The 16,236-nt window shown below is 61.7% G+C and carries 12 protein-coding genes; 10 read left to right on the forward strand and 2 right to left on the reverse strand.

What is annotated here, in order from left to right; translation table 11 throughout:
- The 8 genes from dnaA to R5R73_RS00040 all read left to right on the forward strand — a co-directional run bounded on the left by dnaA (position 1) and on the right by R5R73_RS00040 (position 11,154).
- Positions 1 to 1,479, forward strand: a complete 1,479-nt coding sequence (gene dnaA / locus R5R73_RS00005; RefSeq protein WP_071232451.1) for a chromosomal replication initiator protein DnaA — start codon at positions 1 to 3, stop codon at positions 1,477 to 1,479.
- Positions 1,480 to 1,648: 169 nt separating this feature from the next.
- Positions 1,649 to 2,752 carry a DNA polymerase III subunit beta gene (gene dnaN / locus R5R73_RS00010; protein ID WP_071232450.1) on the forward strand — a complete coding sequence of 368 codons (1,104 nt, stop codon included), beginning with the start codon at positions 1,649 to 1,651 and terminating at the stop codon, positions 2,750 to 2,752.
- 241 nt (positions 2,753 to 2,993) lie between these two features.
- Positions 2,994 to 4,079 carry a DNA replication/repair protein RecF gene (gene recF / locus R5R73_RS00015; RefSeq protein WP_322528412.1) on the forward strand — a complete coding sequence of 362 codons (1,086 nt, stop codon included), beginning with the start codon at positions 2,994 to 2,996 and terminating at the stop codon, positions 4,077 to 4,079.
- Between the two features lie 19 nt (positions 4,080 to 4,098).
- A complete protein-coding gene (gyrB, locus tag R5R73_RS00020) occupies positions 4,099 to 6,513 on the forward strand; it encodes a DNA topoisomerase (ATP-hydrolyzing) subunit B (protein ID WP_322528413.1) in 2,415 nt (804 codons plus the stop codon).
- Positions 6,514 to 6,954: 441 nt separating this feature from the next.
- Positions 6,955 to 8,163 carry an ABC transporter substrate-binding protein gene (locus R5R73_RS00025; protein WP_322528414.1) on the forward strand — a complete coding sequence of 403 codons (1,209 nt, stop codon included), beginning with the start codon at positions 6,955 to 6,957 and terminating at the stop codon, positions 8,161 to 8,163.
- A gap of 54 nt (positions 8,164 to 8,217) precedes the next feature.
- Positions 8,218 to 9,123, forward strand: coding sequence for a carbohydrate ABC transporter permease (locus R5R73_RS00030; RefSeq protein ID WP_071232447.1), 906 nt, complete (start codon positions 8,218 to 8,220; stop codon positions 9,121 to 9,123).
- Positions 9,120 to 9,995: a carbohydrate ABC transporter permease gene (locus tag R5R73_RS00035; RefSeq protein WP_071232446.1), complete on the forward strand. Its 876-nt coding sequence runs from the start codon at positions 9,120 to 9,122 to the stop codon at positions 9,993 to 9,995. The genes R5R73_RS00030 and R5R73_RS00035 overlap by 4 nt, the downstream gene beginning before the upstream one ends.
- 7 nt (positions 9,996 to 10,002) lie before the next feature.
- Complete coding sequence (locus tag R5R73_RS00040; RefSeq protein ID WP_322528415.1) at positions 10,003 to 11,154, forward strand: sn-glycerol-3-phosphate ABC transporter ATP-binding protein UgpC; 1,152 nt, start codon at positions 10,003 to 10,005, stop codon at positions 11,152 to 11,154.
- 44 nt (positions 11,155 to 11,198) lie between these two features.
- Here R5R73_RS00040 and R5R73_RS00045 read toward each other — a convergent pair whose 3' ends face one another.
- Positions 11,199 to 12,635 (reverse strand): PLP-dependent aminotransferase family protein, encoded by a 1,437-nt coding sequence (locus tag R5R73_RS00045; protein ID WP_322528416.1) that lies wholly within the window; start codon positions 12,633 to 12,635, stop codon positions 11,199 to 11,201.
- A gap of 185 nt (positions 12,636 to 12,820) precedes the next feature.
- Here R5R73_RS00045 and R5R73_RS00050 point away from each other — a divergent pair, with 185 nt between their 5' ends.
- Entirely contained in the window at positions 12,821 to 14,245 is a 1,425-nt protein-coding gene (locus R5R73_RS00050; RefSeq protein ID WP_322528417.1) for an APC family permease, read from the forward strand.
- 114 nt (positions 14,246 to 14,359) lie between these two features.
- Complete coding sequence (gabT, locus tag R5R73_RS00055; protein WP_322529627.1) at positions 14,360 to 15,634, forward strand: 4-aminobutyrate--2-oxoglutarate transaminase; 1,275 nt, start codon at positions 14,360 to 14,362, stop codon at positions 15,632 to 15,634.
- A 113-nt stretch (positions 15,635 to 15,747) separates the two neighbouring features.
- On the opposite strand, the gene R5R73_RS00060 is transcribed toward gabT, so the two are convergent.
- Entirely contained in the window at positions 15,748 to 16,221 is a 474-nt protein-coding gene (locus R5R73_RS00060) for a GNAT family N-acetyltransferase (RefSeq protein WP_110634886.1), read from the reverse strand.
- Positions 16,222 to 16,236: the final 15 nt, after the last annotated feature.

Here is a 16,236-nt window from a genome sequence, read left to right on the forward strand (position 1 = left end):
GTGTCGGTCGCTCTCTGGCAACAATGTCTGAACTCGCTGCAGGATGAGTTGAGCTCTCAGCAATTCAATACCTGGATTCGTCCCCTGCAGGCAGAGGACGGCGAAGTGGACGAACTCTGTCTATTGGCGCCCAACCGTTTTGTCCGTGACTGGGTCAGCGACAAGTACCTGAAGCGAATCAACGAACTGTTGCGTGAGGTCGCGTCCAGCAACAAACCGCCCAAGGTGCGCTTGACGGTGGGAAGTCGCCGGGCAGCCGCGGTCTCTCCGCGAGATCTGGGTGCCCCCGTTTCCGCGCCCAGTCGGCCGCCGCAACGGCCATCCTCGCCCAGTGTGCAGACGGCGACGCGGTCTGACGAGGCGGCCGAGGAAAGACAGGTCGACCGCTCGCGGGAACGGGAAGAGAACGGCCGGCGCGGAGGGCAGCGTCAGGTCCAGGTCGAGGGCAGCCTCAAGCATGGCAGCGGGCTCAATCCCAATTTTACGTTCGAAACCTTCGTCGAAGGCAAGTCGAACCAGTTGGCCCGCGCCGCCTCGCGCCAGGTGTCCGAAAACCCTGGCGGTGCCTATAATCCGTTGTTTCTCTACGGTGGCGTGGGTCTGGGCAAGACCCACCTGATGCATGCGGTGGGCAATCATCTGGCAGGGCTGCGCGACAACGCCAAGATCGTCTATCTGCACTCCGAGCGCTTCGTCGCCGACATGGTCAAGGCGCTGCAGCTCAATGCCATCAATGATTTCAAGCGCTTCTACCGGAGCGTTGATGCCCTGCTGATCGACGATATCCAGTTCTTCGCCGGCAAGGAGCGTTCCCAGGAAGAGTTCTTCCATACGTTCAATGCCCTGCTGGAAGGCGGCCAGCAGATGATCCTGACCTCGGATCGCTATCCCAAGGAGATCAGCGGGGTCGAGGAGCGGCTGAAATCCCGCTTCGGCTGGGGTCTGACGGTGGCGATCGAGCCGCCGGAGCTCGAGACGCGCGTGGCGATCCTGATGAAGAAGGCGGATCAGGCCGAGGTCGATCTGCCCCATGACGCGGCTTTCTTCATCGCTCAGAAGATCCGGTCCAACGTGCGCGAGCTGGAAGGGGCGCTCAAGAAGGTGATCGCCGACTCCCACTTCATGGGCAAACCGATCACCCAGGATTTCATCCGCGAGTCGCTCAAGGATCTGCTGGCGCTGCAGGACAAGCAGGTCGGCATCGAGAATATCCAGCGCACGGTGGCGGAATACTACAAGATCAAGCTCGCCGATCTGCTGTCCAAGCGCCGGTCACGCTCGGTGGCGCGTCCGCGTCAGGTCGCCATGGCGCTGGCCAAGGAACTGACCAATCATAGCCTGCCGGAGATCGGCGACGCCTTTGGTGGACGCGATCACACCACCGTATTGCACGCCTGCCGCAAGGTCGTGGCCCTGAAGGAAGAGAGCGCGGACATCCGCGAGGATTACAAGAATCTGCTGCGGCTGTTGACGAGTTGAGTCGGCATCCCGCCAACTTCCACCACCACAGGGATTGCGGGTAGCGCCCGCCGAGGCAAGAATGGATCGGCGCGGCCCGACGGCTCTCGCCGTCTATTCTCATGATCAGGATCGATCCACCGGTTACTGGATTCGACTTCAGGCTTATTGAACCAACAACGGAGCCCCAATGAAATTTTCCATCTCTCGCGAAGCCCTGCTGCGCCCGCTGACGCTGGTGGCCGGGGTGGTCGAGCGCCGCCAGACGTTGCCGGTGCTCTCCAACGTACTGATCGAAGTGCAGAACGATCAGCTGGCGCTGACCGGTACCGATCTCGAGGTGGAACTGATCGGCCGTGCGACGCCGGAGTTGGTCGACGAGCCCGGCTCGGTGACGGTGCCGGCGCGCAAGTTGATGGATATCTGCAAGTCGCTGCCGGATCAGTCCGCCATCAGCTTTTCGCTGGAAGACGGGCGCGTGGTGCTGCGTGCCGGACGCTCGCGCTTCACGCTCTCCACGCTGCCGGTGGCCGAGTTCCCCAACATCGAGGATGGCCAGAACGACACCACGCTGTCGCTGCCGCGCGGGACGCTGAAATACTTGATCGACGCGACCTCGTTCGCGATGGCGCAGCAGGACGTGCGCTATTACCTCAACGGCATGCTGCTGGAGCTGGCGAACCACCTGGTGCGCACGGTGGCCACCGACGGGCACCGTCTGGCAGTCTGCGAACGCAGCGCCGATATCGAGATGGAAACCTCGCGCAAGCTGATCGTGCCGCGCAAGGGCGTGCTGGAACTGACCCGCCTGCTCGACGGCAGCGACGAGCCGGTCGAGCTGATGCTGGGCTCCAACCACATTCGCGCCAACACTGGCGAGTTCACGTTCACTTCCAAGCTGGTCGACGGCAAGTTCCCAGACTACGACCGGGTCATTCCCAAGGGCGGCGACAAGGTCTTCATCGCCGAACGCAGCGAGCTGCGCCAGAACCTCGCCCGTACCGCGATCCTCTCCAACGAGAAATATCGCGGTGTGCGCCTCCATCTCGAGGAGAACAACCTCAAGGTGATGGCCAACAACCCCGAGCAGGAAGAGGCCGAAGAGAACGTCAGCATCGAATACAGCGGCGACGCGCTGGAGATCGGCTTCAACGTCGGCTATCTGATCGACGTGCTCAACGTGCTGGATGCCGATCGCATGCAGATGACGCTCTCCGACGCCAACAGCTCGGCCTTGATGGAAGAGCCGGGTGGTGGGGATGCCCGTTACGTTGTCATGCCGATGCGCCTCTGATTAAGGGTAATGCCTGCGCGTGCGAACCACTTTGTTGCACGCCGCTCTCAAAGCTCGCCTAACCCCGTTGTTATGTCTCGCTTTTTGAGCGTCGTGCGCCGCGTGTTTCATCACGCTCGCCGATTACCCGCGAGTGATGGCGAGCTTGGCCATCGCTCGCCAGTTTCTTTGACGTCGGAAGACGAATACCCTCCATGTCGGCTTCGATCCAACTCCCTTTCGCCCTGCAATCCGAGTATCCATGCCGCTTGATCGGTTGAGTTTTCACGGCTTGCGCAACCTGCGCGCCTTCGAGATGGCCCCCGGGCCGCATATCAACCTCATCAGCGGTGCCAACGGCAGCGGCAAGACGTCGCTGCTGGAGGGTATTCACGTCCTCGGCATGGCGCGCTCCTTTCGTACCCAGAAGCTCAAGTCGCTGATCGATCATGACAGCGACGAGATGACGCTGTTCGGGCGGGTGGCCGGCGACCCGCCACTGCCGGTCGGGGTACGCCGCCGCCGCGATAGCGCCGAGCTCGATATCCGGATCAGAGGGGAGCGTGCCGCGCGGATCACCCAACTGGCCGAAGCGCTGCCGCTGCAATTGATCAATCCCGATGCCTTCCGTCTCCTCGAGGGTTCGCCGGCCGCCCGCCGCGAGTTTCTCGACTGGGGCGTTTTCCATGCCGAACGTGACTTTCTGGACGGCTGGAAGCGGGTCCGAAGGGCCTTGAAACATCGGAATGCGCTGCTCAGACATGATAGAATCGACCTTCAGTCGATACGCATCTGGGAGCGTGAACTCGCACACTGGAGCGAACAGCTGGATGGTTTGCGGGAACGCTACATGACGCGTTTCGTGCCGGTGTTCGAAGAGACCTTGGCGGCATTGTTGCCGCTGCCAGATCTGACCCTGCGTTATTCGCGAGGATGGGATCGTCAACGGGCGCTGCTGGAGGTTTTCGAGGCCGGGCGTGACACCGATCGCCAGATGGGCTTCACCCAGCAGGGACCACAGCGTGCCGATCTGCGCATCCGCGTCGGCCGCCACCCTGCGGTGGAAGTGTTGTCGCGGGGTCAGCAGAAGCTGGTGGTCAGCGCACTGAAACTGGCCCAGGGGCACCTGCTCGAACAGTTGACGGGGCGCACCTGCCTTTATTTGATCGATGACCTGCCGGCAGAGCTCGACGGCAATCACCGGCGGATCTTCTGTCAGTGGCTCGAGCAGCTCAATTGTCAGGTCTTCATCACCAGCGTCGATCAGGAGGCGCTGGCCGGCGTCTGGCAGCCAAGCACGGATGTGATGGCATCGACACTTGCCGACGGACGGCTGCATTCGGAATGATTTCACCATGGAGTGAGCAATGAGCGAACAGGCCTACGATTCATCGAGCATCAAGGTCCTCAAGGGATTGGACGCGGTGCGCAAGCGTCCCGGCATGTACATCGGCGATACCGATGACGGTACCGGGCTGCACCACATGGTGTTCGAGATCGTCGACAACTCCATCGACGAAGCGCTGGCCGGTCATTGCAGCGAGATCCGGATCGTCATCCATCCGGACGAGTCGGTGACCGTTTCTGATGACGGTCGCGGCATTCCCACCGACATCCACGCCGAAGGCGTCTCCGCGGCGGAAGTCATCATGACTGTGCTGCACGCTGGCGGTAAGTTCGACGACAACTCCTACAAGGTCTCCGGCGGTTTGCATGGCGTCGGTGTCTCGGTGGTCAACGCGCTTTCCGAGCAGCTCAAGCTGACGATCTGGCGCAACAACCAGGTGCACGAGCAGATCTACCATCACGGCGTGCCCCAGGCGCCGTTGAGCGTGGTCGGCGAGACTGAGAAATCCGGTACGCAGATCAGCTTCAAGCCGTCGAGCGACACCTTCGCCAACATCGAGTTTCATTACGACATTCTCGCCAAGCGCCTGCGGGAGCTTTCGTTTCTGAACTCCGGCGTGGCCATTCGTCTGGTCGACGAGCGCGATGGGCGGGAAGAGCTGTTTCATTACGAGGGCGGTCTCAAGGCGTTCGTCGATCACCTCAACGTCAACCGCACCGCACTCAATCCAGTGTTTCACTTCGAGGCGCAGCGCGAGGATGGCATCGTCGTCGAAGTGGCGATGCAGTGGAACGACACTTTCGCCGAGAACGTCTTCTGCTACACCAACAACATTCCGCAGCGCGATGGCGGTACCCACATGGCGGGTTTCCGCGCGGCGCTGACGCGAACGCTCAACAGCTACATCGAAGCGGAAGATATCCAGAAGAAGGCCAAGGTCGCGACGGCCGGTGACGACGCCCGCGAAGGTCTCACGGCCATCATTTCGGTCAAGGTACCGGATCCCAAGTTCTCTTCGCAGACCAAGGACAAGCTGGTCTCTTCCGAGGTGAAGACGGCGGTGGATCAGGAGTTGAGCCGGCAGTTCTCGGACTACCTGATCGAGCATCCCAACGAAGCCAAGGCGATCGTCAACAAGATGATTGACGCTGCGCGCGCCCGTGAAGCCGCGCGCAAGGCCCGTGACATGACACGACGCAAGGGTGCGCTCGACATCGCCGGGCTGCCGGGCAAGCTGGCCGACTGCCAGGAGAAGGATCCGAGCCTCTCCGAGCTCTACCTGGTCGAGGGTGATTCGGCCGGCGGCAGTGCCAAGCAGGGCCGTGATCGTCGTACCCAGGCGATCCTGCCGCTCAAGGGCAAGATCCTCAACGTCGAGAAGGCGCGCTTCGACAAGATGCTCTCGTCCGCCGAGGTCGGTACGCTGATCACCGCGCTGGGCTGCGGGATCGGTCGCGAGGAGTTCAACCCGGACAAGCTGCGTTACCATTCGATCATCATCATGACCGATGCCGACGTGGACGGTTCCCACATCCGCACGCTGCTGTTGACGTTCTTCTTCCGTCAGATGCCGGAACTGATCGAGCGCGGCCACGTGTTCATCGCCCAGCCGCCGCTCTACAAGATCAAGCGCGGCAAGCAGGAGATGTACCTGAAAGACGAGCAGGCGATGACCGACTATCTCACCACCACGGCACTGGATGGCGGCCGCCTCTACGTCAATGCCGATGCGCCGGGTATCGCCGGCGAGCATCTGGAAGCGTTGGTCAATCAGTATCGCGACGTGATGAAGCGTATCGACCGTCTGTCGCGGGTCTATCCCAACGCCGTGCTGCGCAAGATGGTCCACGCCCCCAAGCTCGACGAAAGCAACCTCGACGACCGAAGCACCATGCAGACCTGGATCGATGCGCTGCAGGTGGAGATGGATTCGCTGATCGCCCACGAAGGCGGCCCGCGCTATACCTTCCAGCTCCAGGAAGATACCGAACGCGGCCTGTGGATGCCGAGCGTGGCGCTCACCGCCCATGGCGTGACCACGGATTATGTCTGGGGGATCGACTTCTTTCGCAGCGCGGATTATCGCGCGCTGGCCAATCTGGGCGAGACGCTCGATGGCTTGATCGAAGAGGGCGCCTATATCGCCCGTGGCGAACGTCAGAAGCCCATTGCGAATTTCTACGATGCACTCGAGTGGCTGATGCTGGAAGCGCAGCGCGGTCTCAGCATTCAGCGCTACAAGGGGCTGGGCGAGATGAACCCGGACCAGCTGTGGGAAACCACTATGGACCCGGGCTCTCGACGCATGCTGCGTGTCTCCATCGAGGATGCCGTCGCCGCCGATCAGATGTTCAACACGCTGATGGGAGACGAAGTCGAGCCGCGACGCGACTTCATCGAGCGTTTCGCGCTGGTGGCCAATCTGGACGTGTAATGTCCCTTTGGCCAATCGAGCCTGACCAACAAAGAGCGGCTCATCCTTCGGGATGGGCCGCTTTTTTGTGCGCTGTTGCAAGGCGAGAGAAAGATCGAGGAGTTCGGGCCTCGTGATATAGCGCATTAGTCGATACGACTTAGGAGTAGAACCAGGCAATAGTCACCCATAAACCGCATTGCCATGCGTGGCGGCGTTATCGAACGGGGCTCACAGCGATCGAGTGTGCGTCCATGGTTGTATTGTTAGGTAAACGCAGTTAGGTAATAGTCTTAATTATCCCACTTGGTGCGCCAAATGAGGTGGGTCGTTTCGTAAAAGAACTAGATGTTGCCCTACAAAAAGAGGAATTAAGGGATGCACAGCAATCACAATAGGACCCTCGTCAATCGTCTGGGATTTGCGCTACTTCCATTCGCTTTGGCGCTATCCACGAATACGATGGCGGCTGATACTTCAACGGATAATCAGGTCGAGGTTCTCAACTGGTGGACCTCGGGTAGTGAAGCCAAGGCGCTGGGTGCGTTGAAGGATGGCCTGTCGGATCAGGGCATCGGCTGGAAGAACATGCCGGTAGCTGGCGGTGCCGGTACCAACGCCATGGCTGTGCTGCGCTCGCGTATCACCTCGGGCAACCCGCCGACGGCAGCGCAGGTACTCGGCTACGACGCGCAGGACTGGGCCCAGCGCGATGCGCTAAGTTCGCTCGACGAGGTTGCCAAGGCAGGAAACTGGAACGAAGTCTTTCCGCAACCGCTGCAGGAATTCGCCAAGTACGACGGCCATTGGATCGGGGCGCCGTTCGAGATCCATTCGACCAACTGGGTCTGGGCCAACAAGTCGCTGATGGACGAATTGGGCATCGAGCAGCCCAAGACCTGGGACGATTTCATCGCCTCGATGAAGAAGGCCAAGGACGCGGGTTATATCGGTCTGGCCTACGGCGGCCAGCCATGGCAGGACTCTACGGTGTTCGAGAACGTGGTCCTCGCGACTGGCGGTGCCGATTTCTATCGCAAGGCATTGATCGATCTCGACCCGCAGGCGCTCGATTCCGCCACCATGACCCAGGCCTTCGATCATCTGCGCGAGTTGCTGAAGTACAAGGACGACAACTCTCCCGGCCGTGACTGGAACCTGGCTACGGCGATGGTCATCAACGGCAAGGCGCTCTATCAGCTCATGGGTGACTGGGCGAAGGGCGAGTTCCTCAATGCCAACCTCGAGCCGGGCAAGGACTTCATGTGCTTCCGGACGCCAGGCACGCAGGATGCCGTGACCTTCAACAGCGATCTGATGATCATGTTCGATACCGATGACGCCGAACAGCAGAAGATGCAGCAGACCATGGCCAAGATCATCGGCTCACCCGAGTTCCAGATCGCCTTCAGCCAGATCAAGGGCTCGGTGCCGGCGCGCATGGATCTTTCCGCCGACAAGCTGGATGCCTGTGCCCAGAGCGGTTACGAGCAGGTTCAGGCTGCCGCGAAGAACCACACGCTGATGGGCAGCATGGCGCATGGCTACGCCGCGCCGGCGTCCGTCAAGAATGCCGTCTTCGACATCATTTCCTCCTTCGTCAACAGCGACATGCCCAGCGATGTCGCCGCCGAGCAGCTGGCCGCGGCGATACAGAGCGCCACGTCCTGATGATCTGCCCCGCCTCTCGGCGGGGCTTCTCATTCACGAATCGAGAGTGATCCGATGTCCAATGCTTCCCCGGATCGGGACGGTGGAGCGCGGGAGCGCCTTCAGCGCTGGCTGCCGAAGCTGGTGCTGTCGCCATCCTGCGTCCTAGTCCTGTTCTTCGTCTACGGCTTCATCGCCTGGACGAGCTACATCTCGTTCAGCGACTCCGGCATGATGCCGGACTATACCTGGGTCGGGTTGCATCAGTGGTCGCGGTTGTGGACCTCCTGGACCTGGGGCATCGCCCTTCACAATATCTGGGTCTTCGGGCTTCTCTATATCGTCAGCTGCATCGTGCTGGGTCTGATACTGGCGATCCTGCTCGACCAGCGCATCCGGGCCGAGGGCGTGCTGCGCACCATCTATCTCTACCCGATGGCGCTCTCCTTCATCGTCACCGGTACCGCCTGGCAGTGGTTTCTCAATCCCGGCCTGGGATTGGAGAAGACCATGCACGACCTGGGCTGGCAGAGTTTCAGCTTCAACTGGCTGATCGATTCCAACATGGCGATCTATACGGTCGTGATCGCGGCAGTCTGGCAGGCGACCGGTTTCGTCATGGCGATGTTTCTGGCGGGGTTGCGCGGTATCGATGGCGAGATGATCAAGGCGGCCCAGATCGATGGTGCTCCGGCCTGGAAAATCTACGCGCGCATCATCATCCCGCAGTTGCGGCCGGTCTTCCTGAGCGCCGTCGTGGTGCTGGCGCACCTGGCGATCAAGAGCTTCGATCTGATCGTGGCGATGACCGGCGGCGGGCCGGGCAATGCCACCGCGGTGCCGGCGACCTTCATGTACTCCTACGCCTTTTCGCGCAACGAAATGGGCATCGCCGCGGCCAGCGCGGTGTTCATGCTGGCGGTGATCGCAGCGCTGATCATCCCCTATCTCTACTCCGAGCTTCGGGAGCCCCGATCATGAGTGCCGCATCTCCTGCCGCACGCCGAGGCGCTGCCACGCGTGTCGTACTGTACGCCATTCTGCTGGTCTTCGCGGTCATCTATCTGATGCCGCTCTACGTGATGCTGACCACGTCGTTCAAGACGCTCGAGGAAATCCATCAGGGCAACATGCTGGCGCTGCCCGGCGAATGGACGTTGGCACCCTGGCGGGAAGCGTGGGGAAGTGCCTGTATCGGGCTCGAATGCAACGGCGTCCACGGTTACTTCTTCAACAGCATCAAGATCGTGATACCCGCAGTACTGATCTCCGGCCTGCTCGGCGCCTTCAACGGGTATGTGCTGACCAAATGGAAGTTTCGCGGCCACAAGATCGTGTTCGGCCTGATACTGTTCAGCTGCTTCATTCCGTTCCAGATCATCCTGTTGCCAATGGCCCGCGTACTGGGGATTCTGCACCTGGCCAACAGCACGGGTGGCCTGGTGCTGGTTCATATCGTCTACGGTATCGGATTCACCACGCTGTTCTTCCGCAACTTCTACGCCAGCTTCCCGGACGAACTGGTGCGGGCGGCGCAGCTCGATGGCGCCGGCTTCTTCACCATCTTCTTCCGGATACTGCTGCCAGCGTCGGTGCCGATCATCGTGGTCACGATCATCTGGCAATTCACCAACGTCTGGAACGACTTTCTGTTCGGCGTCTCGTTCGCTTCCGGCGATAGCGCACCGATCACGGTGGCGCTCAACAATCTGGTCAATAGCTCCACCGGGGTGAAGGCCTACAACGTCAACATGGCAGCGGCGATGGTGGCGGCCGTGCCGACACTCATCGTCTACATCCTCGCGGGCAAGTATTTCCTGCGCGGGCTGATGTCGGGATCGGTCAAGGGCTGAGGATCACATGAGCTTTCTGCATATCAACAACGTACACAAGCGCTTCGGCGAGACTCACGTCCTGAAAGGGGTCGACATCGCGATCGAGCAGGGCGACTTTCTGGTACTGGTGGGGCCGTCCGGCTGTGGCAAGTCGACGCTTTTGAACATGATCGCCGGGCTGGATTCGATCAGCGAGGGCGAGCTATTGCTCGATGGCCGGTGTATCAATGACGTACATCCTTCCCGGCGCGATATCGCGATGGTCTTCCAGTCCTACGCCCTCTATCCGAGCATGACGGTGGCGGGCAACATCGGCTTCGGGCTGGAAATGCGCAAGGTGCCTCGCAAGGAGCGGCGCGAGGCGGTCGATCGAGTCGCCAAGCTGTTGCAGATCGAAAACCTGCTCGATCGCAAGCCGGGTCAGCTTTCCGGCGGGCAACGTCAGCGTGTGGCAATGGGACGGGCGCTGGTGCGCGACCCGCAACTTTTCCTGTTCGACGAGCCGCTCTCGAACCTGGACGCCAAGTTGCGGGTCGACATGCGTAGCGAGATCAAGCAACTGCATCAGCGACTGAAGACCACCATCGTGTACGTGACGCACGATCAGGTCGAGGCGATGACGCTGGCGACTCGCATCGCGGTCATGCGCGCCGGTGAGTTGCAGCAACTGGGGACGCCCCACGAAGTCTACGACGATCCCAACAACCTGTTCGTTGCCGGCTTCATGGGTTCACCCTCGATGAATCTGGTTAAGGCGCGAATCGTCGAGCACGATGGTGTGCTGGTGGCACAGGTGGCAACGGGCGATACGACACTGGCACTGCCCATCGTGCGCGATCGTGAAGCGCTGCGTGACTGGTGCGGGCGCGATGTCATCCTGGGATTGCGGCCGGAGGCGATCACCGATCCGGCCAGCGCCAACCAGCGCAATGGCAACATTCACGAAGCGGAACTGCCGGTCGATCTGATCGAGCCGACCGGGGCGGACCTGTACGTGGTCACCACGCTCGGTGACGCCAGCGTCAACGCGCGCATGCGTCCCGGCACGCCGTTGCGGCCGGGAGAACGGACTCGATTCGCTTTCGACGTCTCACGAATGGTGATGTTCGATCCCGAGTCCGAAAGACGAATCCGCGATGAACAAATGATCGATTCGGCGCTAGAGGAGACGGCCTGACACGGAAAAGAAGGCGGAAGGAAGGAGCGGCATCGCGAGTTCAGTCAGCGCTGTTGCCCGACGAATTCGCGAATGCCCTCGGCCAGGCGCCGGCCCTGGCGTTCCAGTGATTCGCCTTCGACCATGCCGACGCCCAGTATCAGGCCGCGTCGGTGATCGCCGGTAGCACAGACCCGGCTCAGCGGACGGGTGATCAGATGCTGTCGAGTCAGCAGCGACTTCGACAAGCGCTCGTCGTCCAGCGTCGGCGAGAGCGCCAGGCTCAAGCTGATGTTGCCGGCCGGTGGTGAAACGCCAATGACTCCGGGCGTGCCGACGAGCAGATCATGTAGCCGCTGTTGACGCCGAAGATATTCGCTCGCCATGCGGCGGCACCAGCCATCCAGATCGCCATCATCGATGAACGTGGCGAGCACTGCCTGATCCAGCAGCCGACCTTCGCGAAAGACGCCGGTACGTACCCGGTTGATCGCGTCGCTCAGGCCTCTCGGTACCACCAGGTAGCCCAGCCGCAGACCCGGAAACATCAGCTTGGAAAACGATCCGATCAGGATCTGGTTGCCGGCGTCGGGGTCGAACGCCAGCTCCCGGTGATGGCCGTCACCGAATTCATAGTCGTCCTCCAGTATCCAGTCCGGTCCGAGGCGTCGGATGAGATCATGTTTGTGAGCGTTTACTGACCTCACGCCCAACGGATAATGGTGAGATCCGGTGAAGTAGAGCAACCTGGGACGAGTCCGTGGCAGGGTCCTTACGTAGCCTTGCTGCGGTTCCCAGATGGCGTGTTCGATGGCGAGGCCGCCGGCCTGGAAGACGTTGCGAGCGCCCCAGTAGAACGGCGAATCCATGACTACGCGATCTCCGTTATCGGCCAGTGTCAGCGCGCAGAGCTGCAGGCCATGGTGGGCGCCTTCGGTGATCACGATCTGATCCAGCGCGCAGTCGATACCTCGCCATCGCGCCAGGTAGCCGGCGATGGCGCGTTTCAGGGGACCATAGCCACCCGAGGCGTAGGAGAGCAGCAGCGTATTGTGGGGCACGGTGATACGCGAGTAGAGCTGGCGCCAGCGGGCGATCGGGAAGTGCGCGATATCGGGGACGCCAGGCACGAAGGCGCCGCTTTGCAGCGGGCTGGCACCGACATCGCCGAGAATGTCGTTGGCACGGCGAGAGATCGGACCGATATCGGCCATCTCTCGCTCCCGCGAATGCAAGCGTTGACTTACCCAGGTGCCGCGGCCGTGGTCGGTAACCAGCTGACCTTGGCGGGTCAGGTTCTCGATGACACCGGCAAGCGTGTTGCGAGCCACGCCGAGTTCGGCGCATAGCGCCCGATGGCCAGGCAATCGCTGACCATCCTGCCACCCGCTATCGATCAGCCTCAGCAAGGTCTGTTCTAGGCGGCAATGCTTGGTCAGATGACGCGGCTGGGCCTGATAAACCTGCGCGATGCGATCCAGCGCCCGGCGGCGGTCGTCCATGATCTCTCCCTCGCGGACGCGGAAAGGTTCGGATTATGCGTGGGGGAGCGGTAGGTGGTCTACAGTCGTGGAAAAGTGGTCTAGTCCCGGCGAGGCGCCGGGGTGGTAGCGTGGCGTCAGGGCCGAGCACTGGGTTGCTCCAGAAACGATCGGCTTATCAATAACAACCTGAAGAGAATTCCGTCATGTCGAACGCTTCTCAACCTCCGGAGTTCGTGCGGGTCCTGGCTCGTGCGGACGTTCTGGCGCTGGCCTTTGGCGCCATGATCGGCTGGGGCTGGATCGTCCTTACCGGTAGCGCCATTCTCGACGGCGGCAGCGTGGGCGCCATGCTCGCCTTCGTGATCGGCGGTATTGCCGTGCTGCTGGTGGGACTGACCTATGCCGAACTGGCGTCTGCCATGCCGCAAGTCGGTGGCGAACACGTCTACAGTTATCGTGCGCTCGGCCATTTCGCCTCGTTCGTCTGTACCTGGAGCATCGTGCTGGGCTACGTCAGCGTGGCGTCGTTCGAGGCGGTGGCGCTACCCACGGTGTTCGAGCATCTGTTTCCCGGTTACGCCGTCGGTGATCTGTGGACCATCGCCGGCTGGGAGGTCAAGGCAACCTGGGTCGCGGTCGGTGTGATCGGCTCGATCGTGATGATGGCGGTCAACTATCTGGGGATCTCCACCGCCGCGCTGCTGCAGAAAGTCGTCACCGGGCTGATTCTGGTGGCGGGGGTGATGTTCGTGACCGGGTCGCTGTTCACCGGTGATGGTGGCAACATGCAGCCGCTGTTCGCCAGCGGTGAGCATGACGCCTTCGGCGGCATCGTGGCGGTACTGGTGCTGGTGCCGTTTCTGTTCGTCGGCTTCGACGTCATTCCCCAGGCGGCGGAAGAGATCAACCTGCCGTTCCGGGACATCGGCAAGGTGCTGGTGCTTTCGGTCATCATGGCGGTGTGCTGGTATACCCTGATCATTCTCGGTACCAGCCTGATGCTCGACAACGAGGCGCTGCAGGGCAGTTCGCTCAGCGTACCGGACGCGATGACGGCAGTATTCGATGCTTCCTGGGCCGGCAATCTGATGGTACTGGCGGGCATTGCCGGGATCATTACCAGCTGGAACGCGTTCTACATCGGTGGGTCGCGGGCGATCTACGCACTGGCCCATTCCGGCATGCTTCCCGCCTTCCTCGGCAAGCTGCATCCCCGCTACAAGACACCGACCAACGCGATCATCCTGATCGGCGTGCTCTCCACCGCTGCCCCCTTCTTCGGCCGCCCGGCGCTGGTATGGCTGGTCGATGCCGGCGGGCTGGGCATCGTGCTTGCCTATCTGTTCGTGGCGCTGTCGTTTGTGATTCTGCGCTATCGCGAACCTGACATGCCGCGTCCTTACCATGTCGGTGCCGGCAAGCTGGTCGGCGTGCTGGCGGTGCTGCTGTCGCTGGGCATGACCTGTCTCTACCTGCCGGGCAGCCCGTCGGCGCTGACGCCTGTCGAGTGGTCCATCTTCGGCGCCTGGATGATCGCCGGATTGGCCCTGTACGGATGGGCTCGACGGCACTACGGTCGAGAGATGGGCGATCGTTTGATCAAGGCGGCCTACGACAACCAGTCGTAGGTCGGCATCCCGATTTTCATGGCGCGCCGCCTGCCGAAGCCGACGACGACGCGCAATCCACGTTAGCGGCACGAGGTGCCGCGTCAGGAGGAGTGTTCCATGACGAGTAAATCCATGAGCAATGCGGAACTCAACGAGCTCAAGCAGCGCTATGTCGCCAACGGGGCGGCAAGCCCCGCCGGCCAGTTCGCCGCTCGTGCGGAGAACGCCGAGCTGTGGGACGAGGATGGCAAGCGTTTCATCGATTTTGCCGGTGGTATCGGCGTGCTCAACATCGGCCATCGTCATCCGAAGGTGGTCGAGGCGGTCAAGGCGCAGCTCGACAAGGTGATGCATACCTGCCAGACCGTCATGCCGTACGAGGGGTACGTGCGGGTGGCGCAGAAGCTCAGCGAATTGACGCCGGTACGCGGCCACGCCAAGGTGATGCTGGCCAACTCCGGCGCCGAGGCACTGGAGAACGCGGTCAAGGTGGCACGCGCCGCTACCGGCCGTTCCAGCGTGATCTGCTTCACCGGCGGCTACCATGGCCGGACGTTCATGACCATGGCGATGAATGGCAAGGTGGCGCCGTATCGTAACGACTTCGGTCCGATGCCCGGCCAGGTCTATCGCGCGCCCTATCCGGTACCGTCCATCGGCGTCAGTGAGGAAGAGGCGCTGCGCCATCTGAAGATGACGCTGAAGACCGACGCCAACGTCAACGACACCGCGGCGATCGTGATCGAGCCGGTGCTGGGCGAGGGCGGCTTCCATGCGGCTCCCGCGAGCTTCCTGAAAGCGATCCGCGAGATCTGCGACGAGCACGGCATCCTGATGATCGTCGACGAGGTGCAGTCCGGCTTCGGGCGGACCGGCAAGCTGTTTGCCATCGAGTACAGCGGCGTCGAGCCGGACATCATGACCATGGCCAAGAGCATGGCGGACGGCATGCCGATCTCCGCGGTCGTGGGGACGGACAAGGTGATGGATGCGTCCGGCGGCAACTCGCTGGGCGGCACCTATACCGGCAGCCCGGTTTCCTGCGCTGCGGTGCTGGCGGTGCTGGAAGTGTTCGAGGAAGAGCGCATTCTGGAGAAGAGCCAGGCGCTGGGCGAGAAGCTCAGGGCACGTTTCGACAAGTGGCAGCAGGAGTACTCAAGCGTCGCCAACGCGCGCAACCTGGGCGCCATGGCGGCATTCGATCTGGTCAGTGGCGAGAGCGGTGCGCCGAACGCAGAGCTGGCCGGCAAGCTGTGTCGCGAGGCGCGCGAGCGTGGCCTGATCCTGCTCTCCTGCGGTCTGTATGCCAACACGATCCGCTTCCTGATGCCGGTCACCATCAGTGACGAGGTGCTCGGGGAAGGGCTCGATCTGATCGAGGCCATGCTGAGCGAATTCGGCGCCTGATCGACAGCCGCCGTCCGTTGACGGGCGGTGGTGGTCATCACAAGAAACCGACACTGGCGACCAGTGTCGGTTTTTTCATGAAGGCCTGCCTGCACGCGGATGTCAGTGACCGCTTACTTTTCCTGCTGGCCGGCATCCCGCTGCATGTCGATATGCGGGATGCCGTCCTCCACATAGATCTCGCCGACCGGCTCGAAACCGTGACGACCGTAGTAGGCTTGTAGATGTGCCTGGGCGGACAGCCGGGCGTGGCGTCCCGGCCAGAGCGATTCGATTCGCATCAGTGCGGCTTGCAGCAGATCATGGCCAAGACCGTTGCCGCGGTGGTCGGGATCGATGACCACGCGACCGATGGAAACGGGCTTATCTCTCTCCTCCGGCACCTTGAGACGTAACGTCGCCGCGAGATGATGCTTCGTCAGCACCCTCAGATGATGCGTCGAGGCGTGCAGATCGTGGCCATCCAGCTCCTGGTAAGGACACTGCTGTTCCACCACGAATACAGCTACCCGCAACGACAGCAGCGCATAGAGTTCGCCGGGATCGAGCTCGGGGCCGGTCTGCCATGTCCAGTCGTATGATGCCATCTGTCTCTTCCCTCG

This window comes from Salinicola sp. LHM (genome assembly GCF_034479735.1).
In the GTDB taxonomy this organism is placed as follows: Bacteria; Pseudomonadota; Gammaproteobacteria; order Pseudomonadales; family Halomonadaceae; genus Salinicola; species Salinicola salarius.

What these genes read in the sequence shown, in the direction of transcription:
- R5R73_RS00030 (WP_071232447.1), top strand. Translation starts at nt 8,218, where the DNA reads ATGTCCAATGCTTCCCCGGATCGGGACGGTGGAGCGCGGGAGCGCCTT.
- R5R73_RS00025 (WP_322528414.1), top strand. Translation starts at nt 6,955, where the DNA reads ATGGCGGCTGATACTTCAACGGATAATCAGGTCGAGGTTCTCAACTGG.
- R5R73_RS00050 (WP_322528417.1), top strand. Translation starts at nt 12,821, where the DNA reads ATGTCGAACGCTTCTCAACCTCCGGAGTTCGTGCGGGTCCTGGCTCGT.
- R5R73_RS00045 (WP_322528416.1), bottom strand. Translation starts at nt 12,635, where the DNA reads ATGGACGACCGCCGCCGGGCGCTGGATCGCATCGCGCAGGTTTATCAG.
- gabT (WP_322529627.1), top strand. Translation starts at nt 14,360, where the DNA reads ATGAGCAATGCGGAACTCAACGAGCTCAAGCAGCGCTATGTCGCCAAC.
- R5R73_RS00060 (WP_110634886.1), bottom strand. Translation starts at nt 16,221, where the DNA reads ATGGCATCATACGACTGGACATGGCAGACCGGCCCCGAGCTCGATCCC.
- gyrB (WP_322528413.1), top strand. Translation starts at nt 4,099, where the DNA reads ATGAGCGAACAGGCCTACGATTCATCGAGCATCAAGGTCCTCAAGGGA.
- dnaN (WP_071232450.1), top strand. Translation starts at nt 1,649, where the DNA reads ATGAAATTTTCCATCTCTCGCGAAGCCCTGCTGCGCCCGCTGACGCTG.
- recF (WP_322528412.1), top strand. Translation starts at nt 2,994, where the DNA reads ATGCCGCTTGATCGGTTGAGTTTTCACGGCTTGCGCAACCTGCGCGCC.
- R5R73_RS00035 (WP_071232446.1), top strand. Translation starts at nt 9,120, where the DNA reads ATGAGTGCCGCATCTCCTGCCGCACGCCGAGGCGCTGCCACGCGTGTC.
- R5R73_RS00040 (WP_322528415.1), top strand. Translation starts at nt 10,003, where the DNA reads ATGAGCTTTCTGCATATCAACAACGTACACAAGCGCTTCGGCGAGACT.